At 68.3% G+C, this 22,612-nt stretch carries 19 protein-coding genes and 1 pseudogene; 19 read left to right on the forward strand and 1 reads right to left on the reverse strand.

Features of this window, described 5'->3' with window-relative positions; all coding sequences use genetic code 11:
• The first annotated feature begins 585 nt into the window (after nt 1-585).
• The 6 genes and pseudogenes from N4261_RS04185 to cynS all read left to right on the forward strand — a co-directional run bounded on the left by N4261_RS04185 (nt 586) and on the right by cynS (nt 6,519).
• Nucleotides 586-1,749, forward strand: a complete 1,164-nt coding sequence (locus tag N4261_RS04185) for a sensor histidine kinase (RefSeq protein ID WP_261758962.1) — start codon at nt 586-588, stop codon at nt 1,747-1,749.
• A gap of 97 nt (nt 1,750-1,846) precedes the next feature.
• The gene (locus tag N4261_RS04190) at nt 1,847-2,515 is read left to right on the forward strand and encodes a response regulator (protein ID WP_261758963.1); all 669 of its coding nucleotides are present in this window, start codon (nt 1,847-1,849) and stop codon (nt 2,513-2,515) included.
• Between the two features lie 122 nt (nt 2,516-2,637).
• On the forward strand, nt 2,638-4,053 hold the full coding sequence (locus N4261_RS04195; protein ID WP_261758964.1) for a CmpA/NrtA family ABC transporter substrate-binding protein: 1,416 nt from the start codon (nt 2,638-2,640) through the stop codon (nt 4,051-4,053).
• A gap of 93 nt (nt 4,054-4,146) precedes the next feature.
• A complete protein-coding gene (gene ntrB, locus N4261_RS04200) occupies nt 4,147-5,019 on the forward strand; it encodes a nitrate ABC transporter permease (RefSeq protein ID WP_261758965.1) in 873 nt (290 codons plus the stop codon).
• Nucleotides 5,009-5,881 (forward strand): annotated as a pseudogene (locus N4261_RS04205) (ABC transporter ATP-binding protein); the annotation flags it as partial. The gene ntrB and the pseudogene N4261_RS04205, both read left to right, overlap by 11 nt.
• Before the next feature lie 194 nt (nt 5,882-6,075).
• Nucleotides 6,076-6,519 carry a cyanase gene (gene cynS / locus N4261_RS04210; protein WP_261758967.1) on the forward strand — a complete coding sequence of 148 codons (444 nt, stop codon included), beginning with the start codon at nt 6,076-6,078 and terminating at the stop codon, nt 6,517-6,519.
• Here cynS and N4261_RS04215 read toward each other — a convergent pair.
• Nucleotides 6,479-8,044 carry a 3-deoxy-D-arabino-heptulosonate 7-phosphate synthase gene (locus N4261_RS04215; RefSeq protein WP_261758968.1) on the reverse strand — a complete coding sequence of 522 codons (1,566 nt, stop codon included), beginning with the start codon at nt 8,042-8,044 and terminating at the stop codon, nt 6,479-6,481. The two genes, cynS and N4261_RS04215, sit on opposite strands and share 41 nt — an antisense overlap.
• Before the next feature lie 314 nt (nt 8,045-8,358).
• Here N4261_RS04215 and N4261_RS04220 point away from each other — a divergent pair, with 314 nt between their 5' ends.
• The 13 genes from N4261_RS04220 to N4261_RS04280 all read left to right on the forward strand — a co-directional run bounded on the left by N4261_RS04220 (nt 8,359) and on the right by N4261_RS04280 (nt 22,601).
• On the forward strand, nt 8,359-9,753 hold the full coding sequence (locus N4261_RS04220) for an ethanolamine ammonia-lyase subunit EutB (RefSeq protein ID WP_261758969.1): 1,395 nt from the start codon (nt 8,359-8,361) through the stop codon (nt 9,751-9,753).
• Complete coding sequence (eutC, locus tag N4261_RS04225) at nt 9,750-10,577, forward strand: ethanolamine ammonia-lyase subunit EutC (protein ID WP_261758970.1); 828 nt, start codon at nt 9,750-9,752, stop codon at nt 10,575-10,577. The genes N4261_RS04220 and eutC overlap by 4 nt, the downstream gene beginning before the upstream one ends.
• Nucleotides 10,574-11,209: an excalibur calcium-binding domain-containing protein gene (locus N4261_RS04230; RefSeq protein WP_261758971.1), complete on the forward strand. Its 636-nt coding sequence runs from the start codon at nt 10,574-10,576 to the stop codon at nt 11,207-11,209. Before eutC ends, N4261_RS04230 begins: the two co-directional genes overlap by 4 nt.
• A 76-nt stretch (nt 11,210-11,285) precedes the next feature.
• Complete coding sequence (locus N4261_RS04235) at nt 11,286-11,876, forward strand: CAP domain-containing protein (protein ID WP_261758972.1); 591 nt, start codon at nt 11,286-11,288, stop codon at nt 11,874-11,876.
• A 337-nt stretch (nt 11,877-12,213) separates the two neighbouring features.
• Complete coding sequence (locus N4261_RS04240) at nt 12,214-13,206, forward strand: sigma-54 interaction domain-containing protein (RefSeq protein WP_261758973.1); 993 nt, start codon at nt 12,214-12,216, stop codon at nt 13,204-13,206.
• A gap of 703 nt (nt 13,207-13,909) precedes the next feature.
• Nucleotides 13,910-14,224: a hypothetical protein gene (locus tag N4261_RS04245; protein WP_261758974.1), complete on the forward strand. Its 315-nt coding sequence runs from the start codon at nt 13,910-13,912 to the stop codon at nt 14,222-14,224.
• Nucleotides 14,225-14,232: 8 nt separating this feature from the next.
• On the forward strand, nt 14,233-14,823 hold the full coding sequence (locus N4261_RS04250) for a Pvc16 family protein (RefSeq protein WP_261758975.1): 591 nt from the start codon (nt 14,233-14,235) through the stop codon (nt 14,821-14,823).
• 2 nt (nt 14,824-14,825) lie between these two features.
• Nucleotides 14,826-15,737 (forward strand): hypothetical protein, encoded by a 912-nt coding sequence (locus N4261_RS04255; RefSeq protein WP_261758976.1) that lies wholly within the window; start codon nt 14,826-14,828, stop codon nt 15,735-15,737.
• 76 nt (nt 15,738-15,813) lie between these two features.
• Nucleotides 15,814-17,736 carry a phage tail sheath family protein gene (locus tag N4261_RS04260; RefSeq protein ID WP_261758977.1) on the forward strand — a complete coding sequence of 641 codons (1,923 nt, stop codon included), beginning with the start codon at nt 15,814-15,816 and terminating at the stop codon, nt 17,734-17,736.
• Between the two features lie 12 nt (nt 17,737-17,748).
• Complete coding sequence (locus N4261_RS04265; protein ID WP_261758978.1) at nt 17,749-18,201, forward strand: phage tail protein; 453 nt, start codon at nt 17,749-17,751, stop codon at nt 18,199-18,201.
• Between the two features lie 4 nt (nt 18,202-18,205).
• Nucleotides 18,206-21,310, forward strand: a complete 3,105-nt coding sequence (locus tag N4261_RS04270) for a phage tail sheath C-terminal domain-containing protein (protein WP_261758979.1) — start codon at nt 18,206-18,208, stop codon at nt 21,308-21,310.
• Nucleotides 21,310-21,768, forward strand: a complete 459-nt coding sequence (locus N4261_RS04275) for a phage tail protein (protein WP_261758980.1) — start codon at nt 21,310-21,312, stop codon at nt 21,766-21,768. The genes N4261_RS04270 and N4261_RS04275 overlap by 1 nt, the downstream gene beginning before the upstream one ends.
• A complete protein-coding gene (locus N4261_RS04280) occupies nt 21,765-22,601 on the forward strand; it encodes a LysM peptidoglycan-binding domain-containing protein (protein WP_261758981.1) in 837 nt (278 codons plus the stop codon). The genes N4261_RS04275 and N4261_RS04280 overlap by 4 nt, the downstream gene beginning before the upstream one ends.
• The last annotated feature ends 11 nt before the right edge of the window (nt 22,602-22,612 follow it).

The raw sequence follows: 22,612 nt of genomic DNA on the forward strand, positions 1-22,612 counted from the left end.
GGTGGACCGGCCCGTATCCGGCAGCGGGTGAGACCCACCCCGGCGAGGCGCGATTATTCGGAGCCGATGCCCCTGAACGGTGCAACCGGTGTCGCAGATTCGTAAGCGCAAGAAAGCGCTTTCAAGGCGTTGGCATCTCAGGGCAAACACGCATCGGGATGCGGTTACGACCTGCTCGTGCCCAGTGGCGCGCGATCCCCTGAACGGGGCATTCGCGCGACCGGCGCCCGGCCTCCGGACGGCCACCCAGTGACGCCCTGTTACCGGCGTGCGGCCGGTTTCTTTCTGCATGTGTCGCCGTTGACAAACACCATCGCGATCGGCCGTCCCGCCTTTGCGTGACGCCAGGCTCGAAGCCCTGGGCGACGCGCGCGCTGCTTTCGGCGCGAGCGCTTGTGGGCCGGTATCGCCCGTCGCCCGTCGCCCGTCGCCCGTCGCCCACCGCCCAACGCCCAACGCCCAACGCCCAACGCCCAACGCCCGTCGCCCACCGCCCAACGCCCAACGCCCAACGCCCAACGCCCAACGCCCAACGCCCAACGCCCAACGCCCAAGCCGTGGCATGTGGCTTGCAAGAGCCGGGGCATGAATGCGTCTTCCGCCTTGCTAGCCCATGTGCCTTCGTCGGACGCCGTGAGCCGGCGCCTGGCCCTGTTGCTGGAGAGCACCGGCGAAGGCATCTTCGGCATCGACATGGACGGGCGCTGCACCTTCGTGAACCGTGCGGCCTGTCAGACGCTGGGCTGGCGCACCGAGGAGGTGCTGGGCCGCAACATGCATGCGCTGATCCACCATTCCCATGGCGATGGGCGCGACTACGCGGAGTGCGACTGCCCGATCTTCAATGCCTTCCGGCGCGGCATGCCGTGCCGCATCGACGACGAGGTGCTCTGGCGCGCGGACGGGTCGGCCTTCCCGGCCGAATACTCGAGCTATCCCATCATCGAGCACGGGGCGGTGCAGGGCGCGGTGGTGACCTTCGTCGACATCTCTTCACGCAAGCGTGCCGACGAGCTGCTGCGCGCCAGCCACGATCAGCTGGAGCGCCGGGTGGCGGAGCGAACCCGGCAATTGCGGGAACTGGCGCATCACCTGGAGGCGGTCCGCGAGACCGAGCGCAAGCGCATCGCGCGCGAGATCCATGATGAGCTCGGCTCGCTGCTGGTCGCGCTGAAGATGGACCTGAACTGGCTGGAGCGCCGTGTCGGTGAAGCGCCGCTGCGCGACGCGATGGTGCAGAAGTGCGGCCGCATGGGCGGACTGGTCGACACCGCCGTCGATGCGGTGGGCCGCATCATCACCGACCTGCGTCCCAGCATCCTGGACCATCAAGGCCTGTGGGCGGCGCTGGAATGGCAGGCGCAGGAGTTTCAACTCGCCGGCAGCGACGAGCGGGAGGTGGAGGTCAAGCTCTTCGTCGCCGCGGCGGTGCCGCCGCCCGAAGGCGGGCTGGCCATTGCGGTGTTCCGGATCTTCCAGGAGGTGCTCTCCAACATCGCCCGCCATGCGAAGGCCCGTCGGGTGTCGATCCGGCTGGATGTGGATGCGCCGCCGCAACCGGTGCTCTATCTGCTGGTGCGCGACGACGGCATCGGCGCGCCGGACGACGCCTTCAATGATCCGCGCAGCTACGGGGTGCTGGGCATGCGCGAGCGGGCCGCACAGTTCGGCGGGCGCCTGGGCATCGAGAGCGTCCCTGGTCGCGGTACCACGGTGCGGCTGGTGATGCCGCTGGAGGCCGCACCATGAGGCCGGGTCCGGCGGCAGCCGATCCGACGCAGGTGCGAGGGCACGGGCGCCGCGCGGCAAAGTCTCGAAGGACATCCGGGCGCGGGAGCGGCCACGCATGACCATCCGCGTGCTGATCTGCGACGACCACCTCATCGTCCGCCAGGGCATCAAGCAGGTGCTGGCGGAGGCGGAGGACCTGCGGGTGATGGGCGAGGCCGCCAGCGGCCCGGAGGCGCTGCAGCAGGTGCGCAGCGGGATGGCGACCGGGCAGGGGCCCGACGTGGTGTTGCTGGACATCGCCATGCCGCAGCGCGACGGGCTGGACACATTGAAGTCGCTGAAGGGCGAGTTCCCCAAGCTGCCGGTGCTCATGCTGTCGACCTATCCGGACCGCCAGTACGCCGTGCGCAGCCTCAAGCTCGGCGCTGCGGGCTATCTGAACAAGAGCGCCGACAGCGAGCAGATGATCGAGGCGGTGCGCACCGTCGCGCGTGGCCGGCTCTTCATCACGCCCAGCGTGGCGGAGCATCTGGCCGGCGCGGTGGGCGCGGGCGGCCGCGCTGCGGATGAGGGCCTGCCGCTGCATGAGCTGCTGTCGCATCGGGAACATCAGGTGTTCCGGCTGTTGGTGGCGGGGCGCAGCGTGGGCGAGATTGCCCAGCAGCTCAGTCTGTCGTCCAACACCGTCTCCACCTATCGTGCGCGCATCCTGGAAAAGACCGGTGTGCGCAATGACGTGGAACTGACGCTCTTTGCCATGCGCAACGAGTCCGTGGCGCCGTAGCTCTCTCGGCTGCATGCGGTGGCTGTAGGGCCAGCCCTACAGAAGAATGGCGAACGGCGCGATGCCGTGGTCGCGCCGGAATCCCTAGAGTCCATCGCATCCCCAACGCCCCGGACGCCGCGATGAGCTCAGAGTTCCACGATCCCTACGACGCCGATCGCCCGCTGCTGATGCGCTGCGCCTGCGGCCGTCACGGCAATGAGGCCGAACATGCCGCCGCCGCATCGCGGGACGCGGCCGTCTCGGCCCTGCAGTCGCGGGCCGCCGAGGCGCCGGTGACGGCGGATGTCGAGGCCACGCTGCGCAACGGGGTCGAAGCCGCGTTGGTGAAGGCCCTGTTCCCGCAGGAGGCGCTGCGGCGCCGTTTCCTCAAGGCGGTGGGTCGTCGCAGCGCGATGGCCGCCATCGGCAGTGTGCTGCCGATCGCCAGCCTGCAGGCCATGGCGCAGGAGGCCGCCCCGCTGGAGAAGAAGGATCTGAAGATCGGCTTCATTCCCATCACCTGCGCCACGCCGCTGATCATGGCGCATCCGCTGGGCTTCTATTCGAAGCAGGGACTGAACGTGGAGGTGGTGAAGACCGCCGGCTGGGCGTTGATCCGCGACAAGATGATCAACAAGGAATACGACGCCACCCACTTTCTCAGCCCGATGCCGCTGGCCATCAGCCTGGGCCTGGGGGCGACCGCCACGCCGATGAATGTCGCGGCCATCCAGAACACCAATGGCCAGGCGATCACGCTGGCGCTCAAGCACAAGGACAAGCGCGATCCCCGGCAGTGGAAGGGCTTCAAGTTCGCGGTGCCCTTCGAGTATTCGATGCACAACTTCCTGTTGCGCTACTACGTGGCGGAAGCGGGCCTGGACCCGGACCGGGACATCCAGATCCGGGTCGTGCCGCCGCCGGAGATGGTGGCCAACCTGCGCGCCGGCAACATCGACGGCTTCCTCGGGCCGGACCCCTTCAACCAACGCGCGGTGTTCGAGGAGGCGGGCTTCATTCACCTGCTCTCCAAGGAGCTCTGGAACGGCCATCCCTGCTGTGCCTTCGGCACCAGCACCGCGTTCATCCGCCAGCACCCCAACACCTTTGCCGCGCTCTATCGCGCGGTGTTGAACGCCGCCGCCATGGCCCGTGAAGCCCGCAACCGGGAGCTCATTGCCAAGGTGATTGCGCCGCCGGCCTATCTGAACCAGCCCGAGACGGTCATCGCTCAGGTGCTCACCGGCCGCTATGCCGATGGGCTTGGCCAGGTGAAGAACGTGCCCGACCGCGCCGACTTCGACCCCATTCCCTGGCAGAGCATGGCGGTCTGGATGCTCACCCAGATGAAGCGTTGGGGCTACCTGAAGGGCGAGGTGAACTACCGGCAGATCGCGGAGCAGGTCTTCCTGCTGACCGATGCGAAGAAGCAGATGAAGGCCCTGGGCATGAACGAACCCGAGGGCGCCTATCCCAAGTTCAGCGTGATGGGCAAGACCTTCGACCCCGCTCGCCCGCAGGCCTACCTCGACAGCTTCGCCATCAAGCGGTCGTGAGGAAGGAACGCCACAGCGGGTGAGAGCCCATGAGTCCATCGGCCCGCAGGCCCGCAGGCCCCATTGAATGAGGTTGATCCGATGACGTCCCCCATGAGGTCCCTGAATGTCCGAGCCGCCGTGCTGTCGCTGCTGATCCTGGCGCTGTTGCTGGGCATCTGGCAGGTCGCCACGCTCGGCGCGCCAGCCAGTCCGAAGGCGCCCGCCGCCGCGATGACAGCGGCGCAGATCGAATACGCCCAGCTGATGGGTCAGCCTGTGGACGCTGCCCCGGTGGCCGCCAAGAGCGGCTTCCCGACGTTGGCGCAGATGGGCGCCACCGTGGCACACCACTTGGCCGAGCCCTTCTATGACCGGGGCCCGAACGACAAGGGCATCGGCCTGCAACTGGCCTATTCGCTGGGGCGGGTGGCCCTGGGTTATCTGCTCGCGGCGATGGTGGCGATTCCGCTGGGCTTTGTCATCGGCATGAGTCCGCTGGCTTATCGCGCCCTGGATCCGTTCATCCAGGTGCTCAAGCCGATCTCGCCGCTGGCCTGGATGCCGCTGGCGCTCTACACGATCAAGGATGCGGCGGCGAGCGGCATCTTCGTGATCTTCATCTGCAGCCTGTGGCCGATGCTGATCAACACCGCCTTCGGCGTGGCCGGTGTGCGGCGCGAATGGCTGAATGTGGCCCGCACGCTGGAGGTCCGCCCGCTGCGACGCGCCTTCGAAGTGATCCTGCCGGCGGCGGCGCCGACCATCCTCACCGGCATGCGCATCAGCATGGGCATTGCCTGGCTGGTGATCGTGGCGGCCGAGATGCTGGTCGGCGGCACGGGCATCGGCTACTTCGTCTGGAATGAGTGGAACAACCTCAGCCTGCCCAACGTCATCTTCGCGATCCTGGTGATCGGCCTGGTGGGCATGGCGCTGGACCTGCTGTTTGCGCGGGCGCAGAAGGCGGTGACCTATGTCGATTGAACACGACGTGGTGACGCCGGCCGCGCCAGGCGCGGTGCGCGTGCGGGTGGAAGCGCTGGCCAAGCACTATGGCGGAACGACCGTCTTCGACGGCGTGAACTTCAGCCTGCATGAGGGCGAGTTCGTCTGCATCGTCGGCCACAGCGGCTGCGGCAAGACCACGATCCTGAACACCTTGGCCGGCCTGGAGCAGGCCAGCAGCGGCCATGTGATCGTGGACGGCCGCGAGGTGGTCGGCCCCGGCCTGGATCGCGGCGTCGTGTTCCAGGGCCACGCGCTGATGCCGTGGCTCACCGTGCGTCAGAACATTGCCTTTGCGGTGCGCAGCAAATGGCCGGACTGGTCGCGGGCCGAAGTGGAGGCGCAGGTGCGCAAGTACGTCGACCTGGTGGGACTGTCTGCGGCGCTGGACCGCAAGCCCAGCGAACTGTCCGGCGGGATGAAGCAGCGGGTGGGCATCGCCCGGGCCTTCGCCATCGAGCCCCGCATGCTGTTGCTCGACGAGCCCTTTGGCGCGCTGGATGCGCTGACCCGCGGCACGATCCAGGACGAGCTGCTGAAGATCTGCGCGGCCACGCGTCAGACGGTGTTCATGATCACCCACGATGTGGATGAAGCCATCCTGCTCGCCGATCGGGTGTTCCTGATGGCCAACGGGCCGCGCGCCCGGGTGGCGGAGGTGGTGGTCAACACCATGCCGCGCGACCGCCAGCGCGCCACGCTGCACCACGATCCCCAGTACTACCGGCTGCGCAATCACCTGGTGGACTTCCTGGTGGCGCGCAGTGCGCAGCTGTCCGATGGACGGGCGCCGGAGCATCCGCCGGAAGTGCGCCCCGGCTGGATCGATGACGCCGCGCCTGCGGCTGGGGAACTGCCCGTGGCGCCCGCGTCGCTGCCGTCCTCTTCACCGGTTTCGCCATCGCCATCGGCGGCGATCCCCATCGCAACGGCAGCGGTTGCATCGGCCCCCTCCGTGCCGACGAACGAACCTTCCTCCCGGATGCCAGCCCCGACGCTGGATCCTCTGTCCCCTTCCCAACGCAGGAGCATTGCATGAGCCGTCTCGACGTGACTGAAAAGATCATCGCCACCAAGGTGGCCAAGGGCCTGAAGTGGTCCGACGTGGCCGAGCAGGTCGGTCTGAGCAAGGAGTGGGTCACCGCCGGCTGCCTGGGTCAGATGACTTTTGACGATGCCCAGGCCGCAACGCTGGCCCGCCTCTTCGACCTCACCGAAGTCGAGACCCAGTGGCTGAAGGTGGTCCCTTACAAGGGCAGCCTGCCCACCGCCGTGCCGACCGATCCGCTGATCTACCGCTTCTACGAGCTGGTGAGCGTCTACGGCACCACCTTCAAGGAGCTGATCCATGAGGAGTTCGGCGACGGCATCATGAGCGCCATCGACTTCCGCATGGACCTGCAACGCGAGCCCGATCCCAAGGGGGACCGCGTCAGCATCACGATGAGCGGGAAGTTCCTGCCGTACAAGACGTACTGATCGACTCGGTCGTCCCGTGGGCGCAGTCCCTGGCGGCCGCGCCTGCCGCCGCCAGCAGATCGTCGGGATGCACCATCAGATCCCGGACCTGCCTCAGCGTCGGATATTGCTGGCGCACTGCGTCGAAGACCGGATCGTTCAGCAGCTGCAGCCACACCGCGTGCAGCGGTTGCGGGTCAGCGGTCTCGCCGTCTGTGGCGACGTCGGTGCCCTTGGTGGCCTCGGCCCACTGGCTGGCGAAGGCCACCGCCGCGGGCGCGGACATCAGTTGCATCCTGCTGGCCGGATTGAGCAGCGGCGGGGTGCGATCGGCCGTTGCATTGCTGCAGTACAGCACTGAGCCAAGCACCGACCGGGAGGCGTCGAGCCGATCGTCCTGAGCCGGAGCGCTGCACGGTGGCACCGGCCCTTGGGCCGCGCCCTCGCCCTCGCCCTCGCCCGCGCCGAGGGTCAACGCGCGCAGCGAGGCGCCGGTCAGGCCGACCTCGCCCTGGTCGCAGGCGAAAGCGTGCACCTCGCCGTCGCTGGCCTGCTGAAGCCGTTGGAGACCGCGCTGCAGTTTGTAGACATCGGTCGTGGCCGCGTCGGCGGAGGCCTTGGCTTCCACCAGCAGGCACAGATCCCAGGCCGAGGCGTCGGCGTGGCCTTCAGCGCGCCGCAGCAACGCCACGTCCCATTCGCTCTTGGCGCCCTGCGGGTCACCCGGGATCGCGCCGGGCACCAGCAGGCCGGTGACGACCCGATAGGGCGCTGCGGCGTCCTCTTCATTCAACCGACGGGCCACCGCCTCCAGCGCGTGCGAGGCCTGGGCTTCCACCGCCGCGCCGCGCGCCTGCGCACGCGAGCCCCGCGCATGGGCCTCTGCAGTGCCCGATCGGGGGCCCTGCTGCTGCCACAGCCGCAGGTAGCGTTGAATCCGTTCATCGTGTGCCAACACCGCCAGGCGCTGAAGGCGATCCACGGCGGTTTCATCGCGCAGGCGTTCCAGCAATCGACGGAGGGCGGGATCGGCACGGACGTCGGGCTGGTCCAGCAGCGCCAGCGCCATCGGAACGAGGCGTGGCCAGTCCGCCGCTTCGCCGGCGCGGTGGAGTTCAGTCAGCGCGGCCCTCAGCGCGGCATCGGGGCGCCGCCGGGTCTTCTCGGGATGCGCAAAGGCGCGGATCGTCGATTGCACGGTGCGCCGATCGGCCGCGGCATGCGCGTTCAGCGAGGCGAATTCCCGAACCACCGGCCATTGATGCTGCAGCACCATGGCCTGGAACGCGGGATCTCCGCCTTGCGGACGGAGCGCCCCGGCGATCAGCCTGGCCAGTGCGTGGATGAACAGTGCGCGCACGGCCGGCTCGGGCGTCACACCCTGCACCGTGGCTACCCGTGCCTGATCGATGGCGAAAGCCAATGCCGTGGCCGGGCCTGCCAGGCTGGCCTCATCCAGCGAGGCGGGCAAGGCAGGGGCGCGGTAGCGTCGGACACAGGCGAGGAGCATCCGGGCCAGCGGGGCAGGCAAGGGGATGGGAGACATCCGGTGCGGGCGGGGCGTCGTGGGGGTGTCGCATTGTGGCGCCGGCGTGGCGCGCAGGCCGGCCCGGTGGAGGTGGGCAACGCACCTGATGACGCTGAGGCCGGTGCCGCGTATAAATGGCTTCAATGGCGGCTTCAATGGCGGCTTCCGTGTCGGCTTCCGTGTCGGCTTCCGTGTCGGCTTCAGTAGCACTCCATTGGCGGGCCTGATCGCTGAGGCAGCGGCCGAAGCAAAGGCTAATGCAAAGGCCGATGCCGTCGCCAATTCAATCGCTGTCAGACCGGCGCGAGCCGCATCGTTGCAGGGCATCTCTTTTGGGCACCACCTATTCCATTCGCGGCCGGACCTATCGGTTTGCGGACCTGAAGTCCTTGATGGCCAAGGCCAGTCCCCGGCGGTCGGGCGACGAACTGGCCGGCATTGCCGCTGACAGCGAGGCCGAGCGCGCCGCCGCCCAATGCGCCCTGGCGGACCTGCCGCTGCGGCGCTTCCTGGATGAGGCGCTGATCCCCTATGAATCGGACGAGGTCACCCGGCTGATCGTCGATGGCCATGACGCGTCGGCCTTCGCCGAACTGGCCCACCTCACCGTGGGCGGTTTCCGCGACTGGCTGCTGCGCACCGAGACCGACACCGCCGCGCTCAGCCGAGTCACCGCAGGTCTCACGCCGGAGATGGTCGCCGCCGTCTCCAAGCTGATGCGCAACCAGGACCTGATCGCGGTGGCCCGCAAGCGCCCGGTGGTCACCCGCTTCCGCACGACGGTCGGTCTGCCGGGTCATCTGTCGGTGCGCCTTCAACCGAACCATGCCACCGACGATCCCAAGGGCATTGCCGCCTCGATGCTGGACGGCCTGATGTACGGCTGCGGGGATGCGCTGATCGGCATCAATCCTGCCTCCGACCATCCGAAGGCGATCGGCGACCTGCTGCGGCTGGTGGATGAGCTTCGGCAGCGCCACGACATTCCGACCCAGTCCTGCGTGCTCACCCATGTCACCACCACCCTGGCGGCCATCGAGCAGGGCGCCCCGGTGGATCTGGTGTTCCAGTCGATCGCCGGCACCGAGAAGGCCAATGCCGGCTTCGGCATCTCGCTGGCCTTGCTGGCCGAAGCGCACGAGGCCGGCCGGTCGCTCCAACGGGGCACGGTCGGGCAGCAACTGATGTACTTCGAGACCGGGCAGGGCAGTGCGCTGTCGGCCGAGGCGCATCACGGCGTGGACCAGCAGACCTGCGAGGTCCGCGCCTATGCGGTGGCGCGTCGCTTCGATCCGTTCCTGGTCAACACGGTGGTGGGGTTCATCGGCCCGGAATATCTCTATGACGGCAAGCAGATCATTCGCGCCGGGCTGGAGGATCACTGCTGCGGCAAATTGCTGGGTGTGCCGATGGGCTGCGACATCTGCTACACCAACCACGCCGAGGCCGACCAGGACGACATGGACACCCTGCTCACCCTGCTCGGCGTGGCCGGCGTCAACTTCATCATGGGTGTGCCGGGGGCGGATGATGTGATGCTCAACTACCAGAGCACCTCCTTCCATGACGCGCTGTATGCGCGCGAGGTCCTGGGCCTGCGGCGTGCGCCGGAGTTCGAGGCCTGGCTTCACCGCATGGGCCTCACCGATGAGCGCGGTGTGCTGCGGCCGGCGGGGAAGGCGCAGCCGCTGCTGACCGGGGCGCGGGACTGGCTGGGCGCGGCATGAGCGAGAAAGCCAGCCCACCCGATGCCGCCGCATCGACCGCCCCGCCTGAGGATGGCGCACTGGCACGGACTGACCCCGGTGTGGACCCCGATCCGTGGTCCGCATGGCGACGCTTCACGAATGCGCGCATTGCGCTGGGTCGTACCGGCCATGCCTTGCCGACCGGCCCGCTGCTGGACTTCAAGCTCGCGCATGCGCAGGCCCGGGATGCGGTGCATCACCCGTTGGACGTGGCGGCGCTCACCCAGGCACTGTCGTCGCGCGGCCATGAGGTCGTGGCGGTGCGCAGCGCGGCGGCTGACCGTGCCGACTACCTGCGCCGGCCCGACCTGGGCCGCCGGCTCGCCGCCGACAGCCGAGATCAACTGTTGCCGCCGCCCGCGACGCCGGTGGAGCTGCTGTTCGTGATCGCGGATGGCCTCTCGGCCACGGCGGCCGGCCGGCAGGCGGTGCCGTTGCTGGACGCGTTGCTGCCGCGATTGAACGACTGGTCGGTCGGGCCGCTGGTCATCGCCACCCAGGCCCGGGTGGCGCTGGGCGACGAGATCGCCTCGCTCTGGCGGGCGCGATTCGTGGTGATGCTCATTGGCGAACGTCCCGGCCTGAGCTCGCCGGACAGCCTGGGGATCTATCTCACCCACGCGCCGCAGGTCGGATGTCGCGATGCCGATCGCAATTGCATCTCCAATGTGCGACCGGAAGGGCTGGGCTACGCGGCGGCCGCGCACAAGCTGCACCATCTGCTCACGCAGGCAAGACGGCTGGGGCTGACGGGCGTGACACTGAAGGATGACAGCGATGGGATGCTGGAGCACCAGCCATGAGTGAGTCGAGAAACTCCGCCTCGCCGGCCGCCACGAGGTCGGCGGCATTGACCGGCACGCTGCAGCGCTGGGATGACGCACGCGGCTTCGGCTTCATTGCGCCGACCCACGGCGGTCGCGAGTTGTTTGTCCACATCAGCGCGTTCCCGCGCGATGGGTCTCGTCCCACTGTGGGCGAAACCTTGAGCTATGCCCTCGGGCGCGGCAAGGACGGCCAACCGCAGGCGGTGGCGGTGGTCCGACACGCCGTGGGCCAGCGACGACCCGAAGCGGCGAAGCCCGCCACGCGACCGGCGGGGCGAATGGCCCGGCCCCATCAGGCCGCGCCCCGACGCTCGCCGGCGACCGGCCTTGTCGCACTGGTCTTGATGGCTGCAGCGGTCGGCTATGGGTTTCATGTCTACCAGAAGGGCCAACGTCCGCCGTTGCCGCTGGCGTCCGAGCGCCCCGCCGAACGGCCCGTCGTGCCAGGGAATGGCGGTGCCCGCGATCGGTGTGACGGGCGGCAGTACTGCTCGCAGATGCGCTCCTGCGAGGAGGCCACCTTCTTCCTGCGCAACTGTCCGGGCACCCAGCTGGACGGGGATGGCGACGGCGTGCCTTGCGAGTCGCAGTGGTGCGGGGGGAGATAGCGGCAGATTTCACGCAAACCTCACGCCGTACGTTTGGTTCCAGCTTTTTGGCGGGATCGTTTCTATCATCCGCCGGATGAACTCCCTTTCGACCTTCCTGTCGCGCCAGCCGCGCTCCTCATTGGCCGCAGCGGCCGTGCTGGTCCTGGGCCTGTCCGCCTGCGGCGGCGGCAGCAGCAACGACAGTGCAGACACCCCCACCAGCGACCCCAGTGCCGTGGCCGGCACCTGCAACCTGCTCAACTTCCAGCAGGAGCTGATGACGCGCATCAACGCGCTGCGCGCTGCCGGCGCGGATTGCGGCACCTCCGGCGTCTTCCCCGCCACCACCGCGATGACCTGGAATGCGCAACTGACCCAGGCGGCCGACGGCCACGCCAAGGACATGGCGGCGAAGAACTACTTCAGCCACACCAGCCAGGACGGCCGCACCATGAGCGACCGGGTCAACGCCACCGGCTATGCCTGGAGCTCCCTGGGCGAGAACATCGCCGCCGGTCAGCCCACCGTCGAATCGGTGATGGACAGCTGGCGCAACAGCCCCGGCCATTGCGCCAACCTGATGAGCGCCAGCTACACCAACGTCGGCGTGTCCTGCCAACTGGCCACGGCCCAAGGCGCGACCTACAGCAAGTACTGGGTCATGAACCTGGGCAAGCCGCGGTGATCGTGGCGTGATCCGGCGCCGTCTCGATCAGGCGGCCTGCACATCCCTATGTCGACACATGTCGCATAAACAAGGCGAAACCGCGTTCGCAGGGACCGGAGCCCCCTAGACCGCAGGTCGCCATCCCTCGCAATTGCGACCCCGTGAGCGTTTAATCAGCCGATCGTCCTGTCGACGTGACCGCGACCACCCGCGCGCCATGTGCGCCCGCGTCGCCAATCCGCCGACCTCGACGAGCTTGACGCCCGATGCCTTCCCTGAAAGGCATCCCACGATTCACGGAGGAACCATGCCAGGAGCAGATGCTGACGGCGCGGACGCAGCCGCGCCGCCACCCGTGAGCCTCGCCCACCGGGACGAGATCCGCGGATTCATCCACATCAGCCAGGCCTGTGCCCGCGTGGCCGAACGATTGCCGGTGGTCGCGGGCTGCCAGGCCAATGTGCTGATCACCGGCGAAACCGGCACCGGCAAGGAAGTCTGTGCCCGCGCCGTGCACTACCTGTCACCGCGCGCGTCGCGGCCCTGGGTGGCGGTCAACTGCGGCGCATTGCCGGCGGAACTGGTGGAGAACGAACTCTTCGGCCACGCCCGCGGCGCCTACACCACCGCCCATGCCGCCAGCCCCGGCCTGGTGCGGGAAGCCGAAGGCGGCACGCTCTTCCTCGATGAGGTCGACTCCCTGCCGCTGCCCGCGCAAGCCAAGCTGCTGCGCTTCCTGCAGGAACGGGAGTACCGACCCATCGGCACCAGCACCACCGTGCGCGCCGACGTGCGGGTCATCGCCGCCAGCAACAGCGACCTGCCGCAACGCATGCAGCGCGGCCAGTTCCGGCAGGATCTGTTCTTCCGGCTCAATGTGCTGCATCTGCACCTGCCCGCTCTGCGAGACCGTCGTGAAGACGTGTCCGTGCTGGCCCAGCATTTCCTGCGTCAATTCGCCCGCGAATACGCGCGCAGTGCGCAGGCGATCTCGCCAGCGGCCCTGCTCAAATTGCTGCGACACGATTGGCCCGGCAACGTCCGGGAACTCAGCCATGTGATCGAACGCGCAGTGTTGCTGTCGACAGGGCCGATCCTGGAACCGCGCGACATCGACATCGATCTCGCCTGCATCGAGCCCGCCGTGCCGGAAGAAGCCTCGTTCCGCGTGGCCAAAATGCGGGTGGTGGATCGATTCGAGCGCGGCTATGTGGAACAGCTGCTGTCGGTGCACGGCGGCAATGTGACCCACGCCGCCATGGCCGCGAAGAAGGATCGACGCGCGTTCTTTGAGTTGATCCGCAAGCATGGGATCGATCCTCAGCGGTTTCGGTCGTCGGTGCCCTGAGTTGTTCGGGGCTCTGACGCCGTGGAGGCGTCTGACGTTTTGGGGCTTTTGCGGTTCTGCGGTTTTGCGCTTTGACGCTTTGACGCTTTGACGCTTTGACGCTTTGACGCTTTGACGCTTTGACGCTGTGAAGCGTTGAAACTCACGCATGCAGCGACCCAGCACGGTCCGGGAGGACCGGCACCCACCGTCCGCTCAGACGCTCCGCATTCGCTCCCGGTGGGCACCGGTCCTCCCTGACCACAGCCACCCAGCTCCTCCCCCACGCGTCCTGCAAACGATCGGGCATCTTCCAGACATCTCTATCTCCATCTTCGACGTTGACGTTGACGTTGACGTTGACGTTGACGTTGACGTTGACGTTGACGTTGACGTTGACGTCGCGTGGTGATTGCAGTGCAAGTGAGTGCGCTGCTGCGATTGCGCCTGAGTGTGCAGTGGACGCCGCGTGGGCAGACAAATTCACCCAGTCCCGCGGACAAAAACCTCCTCCCGACTTTTCCGCCCTGCGTGCGCCTGTGCGTCTCTGAACGTGCTCCCCAAGACCTGGCAGGCCGTGGGATTCGGGTGGCGCGAGGTGGACAAATTCATCCTGCCCGATCGGTGAAGCGGCGTGAAGTTCTTCATGGAAATCAAGGACTTGCAGATGACGGTCCGCCTGGCACAGGGCTTGCGATCCTTCCGTGACACGAGTCCTTGAGACATGGCCGACGCCTCACATTCCCGGGCGATCACGCAAGCGCTGGTTCACTACCTTCGCGCCAGCCCGCAAGCGTCGGACACCGCCGAGGGGATTCGCCTGTGGTGGCTCGATCCCGCTTTGGAGGTGACGATGGAACAGCTTCAGACGGCCCTCGATGAACTGCGCAGCTGCGGGTTGATCGAGGAGTCGCATGCCGCCGACGGCCGCCGCCGCTATCGCCGCATCGGCACCGACGCGCAGTTCGACGCCTGGCTGGCCAGGGGCGCCAGCCCCACCCGGCACAACGGCGACGCCACCCCGCCGTCGCAAGGCTGACCACCGCCATGGCCAATCACCGCGCCATCGCCGCCGTCAGCACCGCACTTGCGGGGCTGATCCGCGACCGCTATCCGCGAGACGATTTCGGATCGGGCCTGGAAGTGAAGCTCTACCAGATGCGCGATTTCGAATCGCCGATGCAGGACGGCTTCTCGGTGTGCCTCTATCGCGTCGCGATCAACGGCGCCGTGCGCAACCTGACCCAGCGGCGCGCCGCCGATGGCCGCCGCTTCCGCCCCTCGCTGCCGCTGGACCTGCACTACATGGTCACGCCCTGGGCCCAGGACGCGGAGATGCAGCACCGCATGCTCGGTTGGGTGATGCGGCTGATGGAGGACGTCGGCACCCTCTCCGCCGGCCACCTCAATCACTATCTCAGCGAGACCGACACCTTCGCTTCGAATGAAGCACTCGACCTGATCTGCGACCCGCTCTCGCTGGCCGACTACCTGACGCTGTGGGACCGCCTCCAGCCGCGCCTGCCCGCCTCGGCCACCTACACGCTGCGCATGGTGTTCGTCGATTCCGATGTCGAGACCGGCGAAGGGGCCGCGGTGCAGACCCGTCGCTTCGATGTGCGCGAGGTGCTGGCATGACCGTGAGCCTGCGATCCATGGAGCGGCTCTCTCGTCATGCCGCCATCGGCGTGCGCTTCTGGGATGTCGCCCGCAGCACCTCGCAGGTCGATGGCCTGCAGGTCGAGGTCTATGCCCGGTCCAACCCGCGCCGCCGCAAGCCCATGGCCCCCAACCTCAGCCATGTCTATGTCGGCCACTCGGTGCCCGGGCTGCATGATTTCGAATACTCGGACACCGATTCCCCCGCCCTCTGGTCCAGCGCCGAAGCCGCGCTGCAGGACTGCCGGGTCGAGGTGCGCGATCCCCGCGGTCGCTTCCTGCCGCTGGCCTTCGATGTGGCGCTTCCTGTGCAGGGCCTGGTGAGCTTCCAGGCGCCGTGGTGGTCGCCACCGCATCCGATCGCATGGCCCGGCACACCCGGTTCGCCGCCGCAACTGATGATCGAGCGCATCCCCTTGTTCTCATCGGTCAGCCGCGGCGTGCCGGATGCCGCCGCCGTGGTCTATGCGCAGATGCGCGACACCACCACCCGCCGCCCCGCCGCCTGGGCCTTGCTCGGCGTGAGCATCGACGGCCAACGCTGCGGCCTCGGCCTGGCCGATGCGGAGGGCCGCGTGGCCACCCTGTTCCCGTACCCCGAGCCGCCGCGCCGTGCGCTCACCTCGCCGCCGGAGGCCCGCAGCGACTTCAGCTGGCCGGTGACGCTGGAAGTGTTCTGGTCCGCCACCGCGTCCCCGCCGGCACCGCCCCCGGAGATGCCGGATCTGGCGCAGTTGCTGGCGCAACTGGAAACGCCGGGCACGGTGGACGACCTGGTCGCCTCGCCATCGCCGTCGGCGTTGCGGCGCCTCGATTACCGCGTGCCCTTGACCGCACGGACGCTGGGCGCCGTGTCGGCCGAAGCGTCCTGGCTGTCCGTGTCCCCGGGCTGAAGCCCGCCTCCCTGGTTCCGATCGGCGAAAGCCGCCGCTCCGAGTCCGCATCCGTCCCTGTCGCAGGAGAACCGATATGCCCGAGTACCTCGCCCCAGGCGTCTTCGTCGAGGAGGTGTCGTTCCGCTCCAAGTCGATCGAAGGCGTGAGCACGACGACCACCGGTTTCGTCGGGCCGGCCCGCTACGGTCCGCTCGACCTGGAGCCGGAACTGATCACCAGCCTGGTGGAGTTCGAACGCACCTACGGCGGTCGGGAGAAGCTCGATTACGCCGATGCCGGCGAGATCGACAACTACCTCTGGCATGCGGTGCGCGCCTTCTTCGAAGAAGGCGGCAAGCGGCTCTACATCAGCCGCGTGTTCACCCCGCAGGACACCGAGGACCTCTGGTCCGGCCATGCCCGCGGCGGCCTGCCCGGCAGCCCGTCGCCGCTGGCTGTCTTCGCTCGCTTCCCCGGGGCCGCCGGCGATGCCCGCGTGACCTTCACCTTCAAGGTCGGACAGAGCGTGCTGGTGGCCGACGGCGCCGTTCCTGGCGTCCGCTCCCTGGTTCACCGGGATGTGGTCTGGATCCGCGCGGCGGCGGCCAGCGCCTCGCCCGCGGTGTCGCCCGGCGTGGCCGATGGCTACTACCTCGCGCTGCTGGATCCGGTCAACGACACCTGGGTCTTCTCGTCCACTGATGACGACATCGCCACCGCCGATGTCCAGCTCGCCCAGCTCACCCCCGGCGCCTACGAGCTGCGCATCATCACCGTCACAGTGACGGTGGCACCGCTGTCCGGCAGCCTGGTGCCGTTCACTTCGCCCGACCTGCCGCTGGATCCCGACCATGAACGTGCCGGCAGCCCGGATGGCCTGTTCGATTACTTCTCCGAAGCACCCGCCAGCCTGGCGCGTGCGCGCACGCTGCCCATCGTTTTCCGGGCCGACGACGTGGCGGGTTTCAACACCGGCGTCGACCTGCTGCAGGCCTTCTTCAATGCCGCCCCCGCCGCCTTTCCTGCACTCGGCCTGCAGGCGGCGCTGGAGGACAACGACAGCACGCCCGCTGCCCGCAGCGTCTCGCTGGTGATCAGTGACGGTGACGACGGCGTCCGCCCCGAGGCCGATGAATACGCCGGCATCACCACGCCCGACGACCGCAAGACCGGCCTGGTTGCCTTCGAGGATCTGGAGGACATCTCCATCGTCGCCGCACCCGGCTCCACCTTCGGCTACGAGGATCCGGGCTATGGTCCCACCGCCCGCACCATCGTGCGCGCGCTCATCCGCCATGCCGAACGGATGAAGTACCGCATCGCCGTCATCGACAGCGGCGACGACCAGGCCATCAGCGAAGTCCGCGCCATGCGCGCCCAGCTCGACTCCACCTACGGTGCGCTCTACTACCCCTGGATCCGGGTGCTGGATCCGCTCACCCAACGCGAGATCCATGTGCCGCCATCAGGCTTCGTGGCCGGCATCTATGCCCGCAACGATGTGAACCGCGCGGTCTACAAGGCGCCGGCCAACGAGGTGGTGAACCTCGCCCTGGGCTTCGAGCGATTCCTCAACAAGTCGCAGCAGGAGGTGCTCAATCCCGAGGGCATCAATTGCTTCCGCTACTTCGAAGGCCGCGGCATGCGGCTGTGGGGCGCCCGCACCATCAGCTCTGATCCGGAATGGAAGTACGTCAACCTGCGACGCTATTTCGCCTATGTGGAGCGCTCCATCGACAAGGGGACCCAGTGGTCCGTCTTCGAGCCCAACGGCGAGAAGCTCTGGGCCAATGTGCGCCGCACCGTCGAGGACTTCCTGCTCAACGAATGGCAGAACGGCGCCTTGCTCGGCGACAAACCCGACAAAGCCTTCTTCGTGAAGTGCGACCGCTCGACGATGTCCCAGAACGATCTGGACAACGGACGGCTGATCTGCCTGGTCGGTCTGGCCCCGCTGCGGCCCGCCGAATTCGTGATCTTCCGCATCGGCCAATGGACGGCCGACCGCAAAGTCTGATGGGAGCCCGCCATGGCCGAATTGCGTGACCGACCCTATGTGCAGTTCAACTTCCTCGTCGACCTGGGCGACGGCAATACCGAAGGCCCGCAGGCCGGCTTCCAGGAGCTGAGCGGCATCGGCATGGAAGTCACCGTCTCCGAATACCGGACCGGCAATGCCCGCGAAAACTCGGTGATGAAGATCACCGGCATGAACAAGTCGACTGACGTCACCATGAAACGCGGCGTGATCGGCTCGCTCAACCTCTACCGCTGGCTCGACCAGATCCGCAACGGCGACCAGAACGCGATGCGGACCGTCACCATCCATCTGCAGAGCGAGGACCACACCCAGATCGTGCAGACCTGGAAGCTGCTGCGGGCCCGCATCACCAAGCACACCAGCGGACCGTTCAATGCCAAGGGCACCGACGTGGCCATGGAAGAACTCGTGCTGGCCTACGAGCGGCTGGAAATGGAGTGAGCCCGTGATCGCCACGCTGAGTCCCACCACCCGCCGCTTGCCCGGCATCCGCGTCGACGTCGCACCGCCCCCGGCGGTCGAGGCCCTGCCGCGCATGGACGTTGCCGTGTTCGTCGGCTTCGCGTCCACCGGGCCGCTGCATCTGCCGGTGGCGATCGAAAGCGTGGCGCAATATGCGGCCGTCTTCGGCCCCGATGCGCCCCTGGCCTGGGACGCCCAACGCGGCGAACGGATCACCGCCTACCTCGGTCCCGCCGTGCGCGCCTTCTTCGGCAACGGTGGCCGGCGTTGCTGGGTCCAGCGCGTCGCGCGCAGCGCCGCACTCGCCGCCGCCAGCGGCCAGGATCCGGAAGCGCCTGAAGTCGCACGGGCCAACACCTTCGCGATGCCCGGCCTGCTGGCCATTGCCGACAACGGCACCCTCGCGCCCGCCTGTGCCGCGACCCGCTGCGAAGGCGCATGGTCCGACGCGTTGCGGCTGAGTACGGCCGCCACGGTGGGGGGCCTGGCCATGGACGGCTTCGGGCCGTCCACGGTGCCCGGTGCCGGCCCGAACCGCTTCAGCTTCCGGTCTCGGGTCATGCTGGGCGTGGGCGATCTGCTTCAGATCGGTCGCCGCGAGACCACCTGTGCCTATGCGATCGTGGAAGCGGCCAGGGTCGCGTCCGAGACCGGTGGCCTGCAACAGGTGGAGGTGCGCGTCGTGGCCGCCTTTGAGCGAGTCACGGCGGCGGCGGTCTCTCCGCCCGCCATCGGCCTGGCCGAGGTGGCGGGCTTCGGGCCTCCCGTGGCCGCGACCTGGCTGGGTGCAGAAGCTCCTGCCGCTGCAGCCGCCGGGCCGCTCGACCCACCGATGACCCGGCTGCGCTTCGATGCGCCGATGCCGACCACGTTGGAGGTCGGCCACTGGGTGCGTTTCCGCGAGGGCACGACCACCCTTTGGCAGCGGCTCGATGGCTTGCAGCGCGAGCCCGCCCTGGTCGGCAGTCCGGTGTCGCTGTCCAGCACCCTGATGAAGGCCGAGAGCCGCGGCCCGGCGTGGAGGGAACTAGGTGCCGGACTGCCGCCGGCGCTCGCCGGTGCAACCCAAGCCCAGCGTATCGAGCTCGCGCTCCGCATCGGCGTGGGCGCTCAGATGTCGCGGCTGTCCGGCGTCGGCCTGACGCCTGCCCATCCGTCCGCGTTCTGGACGCTGCGCAGCGATGCGGACTTCTATCGCCCGCGGGACGACCTTCCTCCCGCACCCGCCGCGGACCTGCCGCGCTTCCCGCTGGCGCCGCTGGCGACACCGGCGCCGCTGGCCTGGCTGCCGCTGGGCGTCGATGCCCTGTTCGGCGCGCCCTTGGCCCCGTTGCCGCAGGCCGCCGGTCCGCTCGAACGGGATGGGCTGTCGCGGTTTGACGCGTCGCTCTTCCTCGACCCCGAACTGGCGGACGACGGTGCTGCCGCCCTGGTCGCCCATGCCGACGACATCCGGCTGATGCGTGCCCAGCCTCGGCCGCTCTTCGGCCTGCATGCCGCGCTGTCCATCGGTGCGGGCGGGCTGTTCAACGAAGCCAGCCTGCTGGCGCTGCCGGATGCGGTCCATCTCGGATGGTCGCCCCGGCGCGACGCCGCGCCCGCACCCTCGACGCCTGTGGCGGCCGCGCAGCCGATCAGTTGGACGCGTCACCGCGGTGCATGCGCGGATCAGGCGGTGCTCGCAGCGGCCGCTGCGTCGCGGGCGGCAAGCGGCACCGTCGCGACAAGCGCACCCCAGCCATCGGCGGAGACCGGCCCGGACTTCGGCACCTTCCTCGATTGCCGAACCCGTCGCCTCAATGCCCCGTGGCTCGACGGCCCCGATGCGCCCGTGCCCCCCGGCTCGTATGGACTGACCTGGAGCGACAGCGAGCCCGGCGCGACCTATGTGCTGCTCGAAGCCCTGGCCGCGGACTTCTCCGATGCGCGAGAGATCTACCGCGGCACGGCGCAGGCCTTCAGCGTGTTGACCGACCGGGAGGGCGTGCTGCGCTACCAGGTGTTCGCCTGGCTCGACGACGAGCGCAGCGAAGGATCGAATCCGGTCACCGTGGTGGTGCGCGGCAACGACTGGGTGCAGCATTCCCCCGCCGTGGCCGAGTCGCTGCATGAAGCCGATTGGCTGACGATCCAGCGCGCCGCCCTGCGCCTGGCACTGGCAGGCGGCGATCTGTTTGTCGCATTGGCCATGCCGAGACATTTCCGCACCGCCCAGGCCCTGCGACATGCCGCACGGCTGCGTGCAGTGCGGCAGGCGCCGGCCGCCGGGGATCCGCAGGCCTTCGGCTTCGACGAGGCCAGGGCGCTGTCCTATGGCGCGCTCTACTTCCCGTGGGTTCAGTCTCAACTGCGCGATGTTGGTGATGCGAACCAGGCGGTGCCGTCGAACGCCAATGGCATGACCGGCGTGCGCGGTGGCCCCTCTGGCCTCGCCGGCAACTCGGCCACCGTCAGCGGTTTGATCGGCGCGAGCGGCGGCGGAGGCCGCATGGCCGCGGGTGAGCTCAGCGCCCGGACGGTGCCTCCGGACGGTGTCGCCCTCGGCGTCATGGCCGCCCGTTCGTCGGAGCGGGGCGCCTGGATCGCGCCGGCCAACCAGGCCCTGCAGGATGTGGTCGCGCTGACCCCGCCGGTGCCGGGCGCGGATCGGCAGGCGCTTCAGGAGGCGCAGGTCAACCTGCTGCGGCTGGATCCGCGAGGCTTCTTTGCGCTCTCGGCCGACACGCTGTCGCTGGACACGGAACTGCGCCCGATCAATGTGCGCCGCCTGCTGACGCTGCTGCGCCGGCTGGCGCTGCGCCGCGGCATGTCCTGGGTGTTCGAGCCCAACGGCCCGGCGCTGCGGCGCTCGGTGCGTCGGGGCTTCGACACGCTGATGAACGACCTGTTCCGCCGCGGTGCCTTCGCCGGGGCCACACCGTCCCAGTCCTTCCGCGTGGTCACCGACGACACCGTCAACACCGCGCAGGACGGCGATGCCGGTCGGCTCATCGTCGAACTGCGGGTCGCACCGGCGCTGCCGATGCGCTTCATCACCGTGCGGCTGGCCCAGAGCGGCGAGCGCCTCAGCGTGGTCGAGGAGCTGTGATGAGCGCCGTTCAGCCGTTCACCGCCTTCAACTTCGCCGTCGAGATCAATCGTGGCGATGAGGCCCGCCCGCTGGTCGGTGCCGCGTTCTCCGAATGCGACGGCCTGGAGATGACGATGGAGATCAAGACCCTGCGTGAGGGCGGCGCCAACGACCGGCAGATCCGCCTCAACGGCCCGGCCTCATTCGGCCAGTTGACCCTCAAGCGCGGCATGACGCCCAACTTCGACCTCTGGCATTGGTTCCAGGACAGCGTCAGCAATCCGCGCTTGCGCGCCGAGGCCGAGGTGGTGCTCTATGCCGCCGATGGCCAGACGGTGTGCGCCAGTTTCCAGCTCTCGCGCTGTGTGCCGATCAAGCTCAAGGCGCCCGCATTGAATGCCCGTGACGGCCAGATCGCCGTCGAGGAATTGCAGGTGGCCTACGAGACCCTGCGCTTCAACGGAGAACACCCATGACCGCACTGACACGGGCCAAGCTCATCGAGCTGGATGCCGGTTTCAAGAAGGAGAAGCCGGGCGGTGTCCGGGTCGAGGTCCAGTTCAATCCCGAGACCCTCAAGCTCACCTTCGCCAACGAGATCAAGCAGCCCGAAGGCGGCGACCAGCAGGCGGGCAACAACGGCCGTCAGTTCGTCGGCGCGGGCACCACCAAGCTGGCCTTGCAGCTCTGGTTCGACGTCACCGCGATGGAGAAGAACGCGGTGGACGACGTGCGCCGGCTCACCACCAAGGTCATCCACTTCATGACGCCGCAGAACGCGGACGAGGATCCCAACAAGAAGGTGCCGCCCGGTGTGCGCTTTCAGTGGGGCACCTTCCTGTTCGACGGCATGGTCGAGAGCCTGGAAGAGTCGCTGGAGTTCTTCTCGCCCGATGGCAAGCCGCTGCGGGCCAGCATCAGCCTCACGCTGTCCCAGCAAAAGATTCTCGAAGCCCAGTTCAAGGGCGCCGGCCGCGTGCCGGTCAGGCCCGGCCACGCGCCACCCGGGCATGCGCCGCTCAAGGCCGCCCTGCAGGGCGATTCGCTGCAGGCCATCGCCGGTCGGCTCAGCAAGGGCGACTGGCAGGGTATTGCGGCCGCCAACGGCATCGAGGATCCGCTGCGCATGGCACCGGGCCAACTGGTGAACCTGCAGGCCTCGGTGGGTGGCGGTTCTACCGGCGGAGCGTCCTTCGGCGCGTCGCTCGGCGCGTCGTTCGGTGGCGGCGCGAGCGTGGGCAACTCGTCCGGCGGCGGTGGCCTGAATGCGTCGCTGGGCGGCGCCAGCGCGACGCTGTCGATCGGCTGAGCGCCGCCACA

It is taken from the genome of Roseateles amylovorans, assembly GCF_025398155.2.
In the GTDB taxonomy this organism is placed as follows: Bacteria; Pseudomonadota; Gammaproteobacteria; order Burkholderiales; family Burkholderiaceae_C; genus Roseateles; species Roseateles amylovorans.

Coding starts and splice junctions, on each gene's coding strand:
- N4261_RS04185 (WP_261758962.1), top strand. CDS start 586: ATGAATGCGTCTTCCGCCTTGCTAGCCCATGTGCCTTCGTCGGACGCC.
- N4261_RS04190 (WP_261758963.1), top strand. CDS start 1,847: ATGACCATCCGCGTGCTGATCTGCGACGACCACCTCATCGTCCGCCAG.
- N4261_RS04195 (WP_261758964.1), top strand. CDS start 2,638: ATGAGCTCAGAGTTCCACGATCCCTACGACGCCGATCGCCCGCTGCTG.
- ntrB (WP_261758965.1), top strand. CDS start 4,147: ATGAGGTCCCTGAATGTCCGAGCCGCCGTGCTGTCGCTGCTGATCCTG.
- cynS (WP_261758967.1), top strand. CDS start 6,076: ATGAGCCGTCTCGACGTGACTGAAAAGATCATCGCCACCAAGGTGGCC.
- N4261_RS04215 (WP_261758968.1), bottom strand. CDS start 8,044: ATGTCTCCCATCCCCTTGCCTGCCCCGCTGGCCCGGATGCTCCTCGCC.
- eutC (WP_261758970.1), top strand. CDS start 9,750: ATGAGCGAGAAAGCCAGCCCACCCGATGCCGCCGCATCGACCGCCCCG.
- N4261_RS04230 (WP_261758971.1), top strand. CDS start 10,574: ATGAGTGAGTCGAGAAACTCCGCCTCGCCGGCCGCCACGAGGTCGGCG.
- N4261_RS04235 (WP_261758972.1), top strand. CDS start 11,286: ATGAACTCCCTTTCGACCTTCCTGTCGCGCCAGCCGCGCTCCTCATTG.
- N4261_RS04245 (WP_261758974.1), top strand. CDS start 13,910: ATGGCCGACGCCTCACATTCCCGGGCGATCACGCAAGCGCTGGTTCAC.
- N4261_RS04250 (WP_261758975.1), top strand. CDS start 14,233: ATGGCCAATCACCGCGCCATCGCCGCCGTCAGCACCGCACTTGCGGGG.
- N4261_RS04260 (WP_261758977.1), top strand. CDS start 15,814: ATGCCCGAGTACCTCGCCCCAGGCGTCTTCGTCGAGGAGGTGTCGTTC.
- N4261_RS04265 (WP_261758978.1), top strand. CDS start 17,749: ATGGCCGAATTGCGTGACCGACCCTATGTGCAGTTCAACTTCCTCGTC.
- N4261_RS04275 (WP_261758980.1), top strand. CDS start 21,310: ATGAGCGCCGTTCAGCCGTTCACCGCCTTCAACTTCGCCGTCGAGATC.
- N4261_RS04280 (WP_261758981.1), top strand. CDS start 21,765: ATGACCGCACTGACACGGGCCAAGCTCATCGAGCTGGATGCCGGTTTC.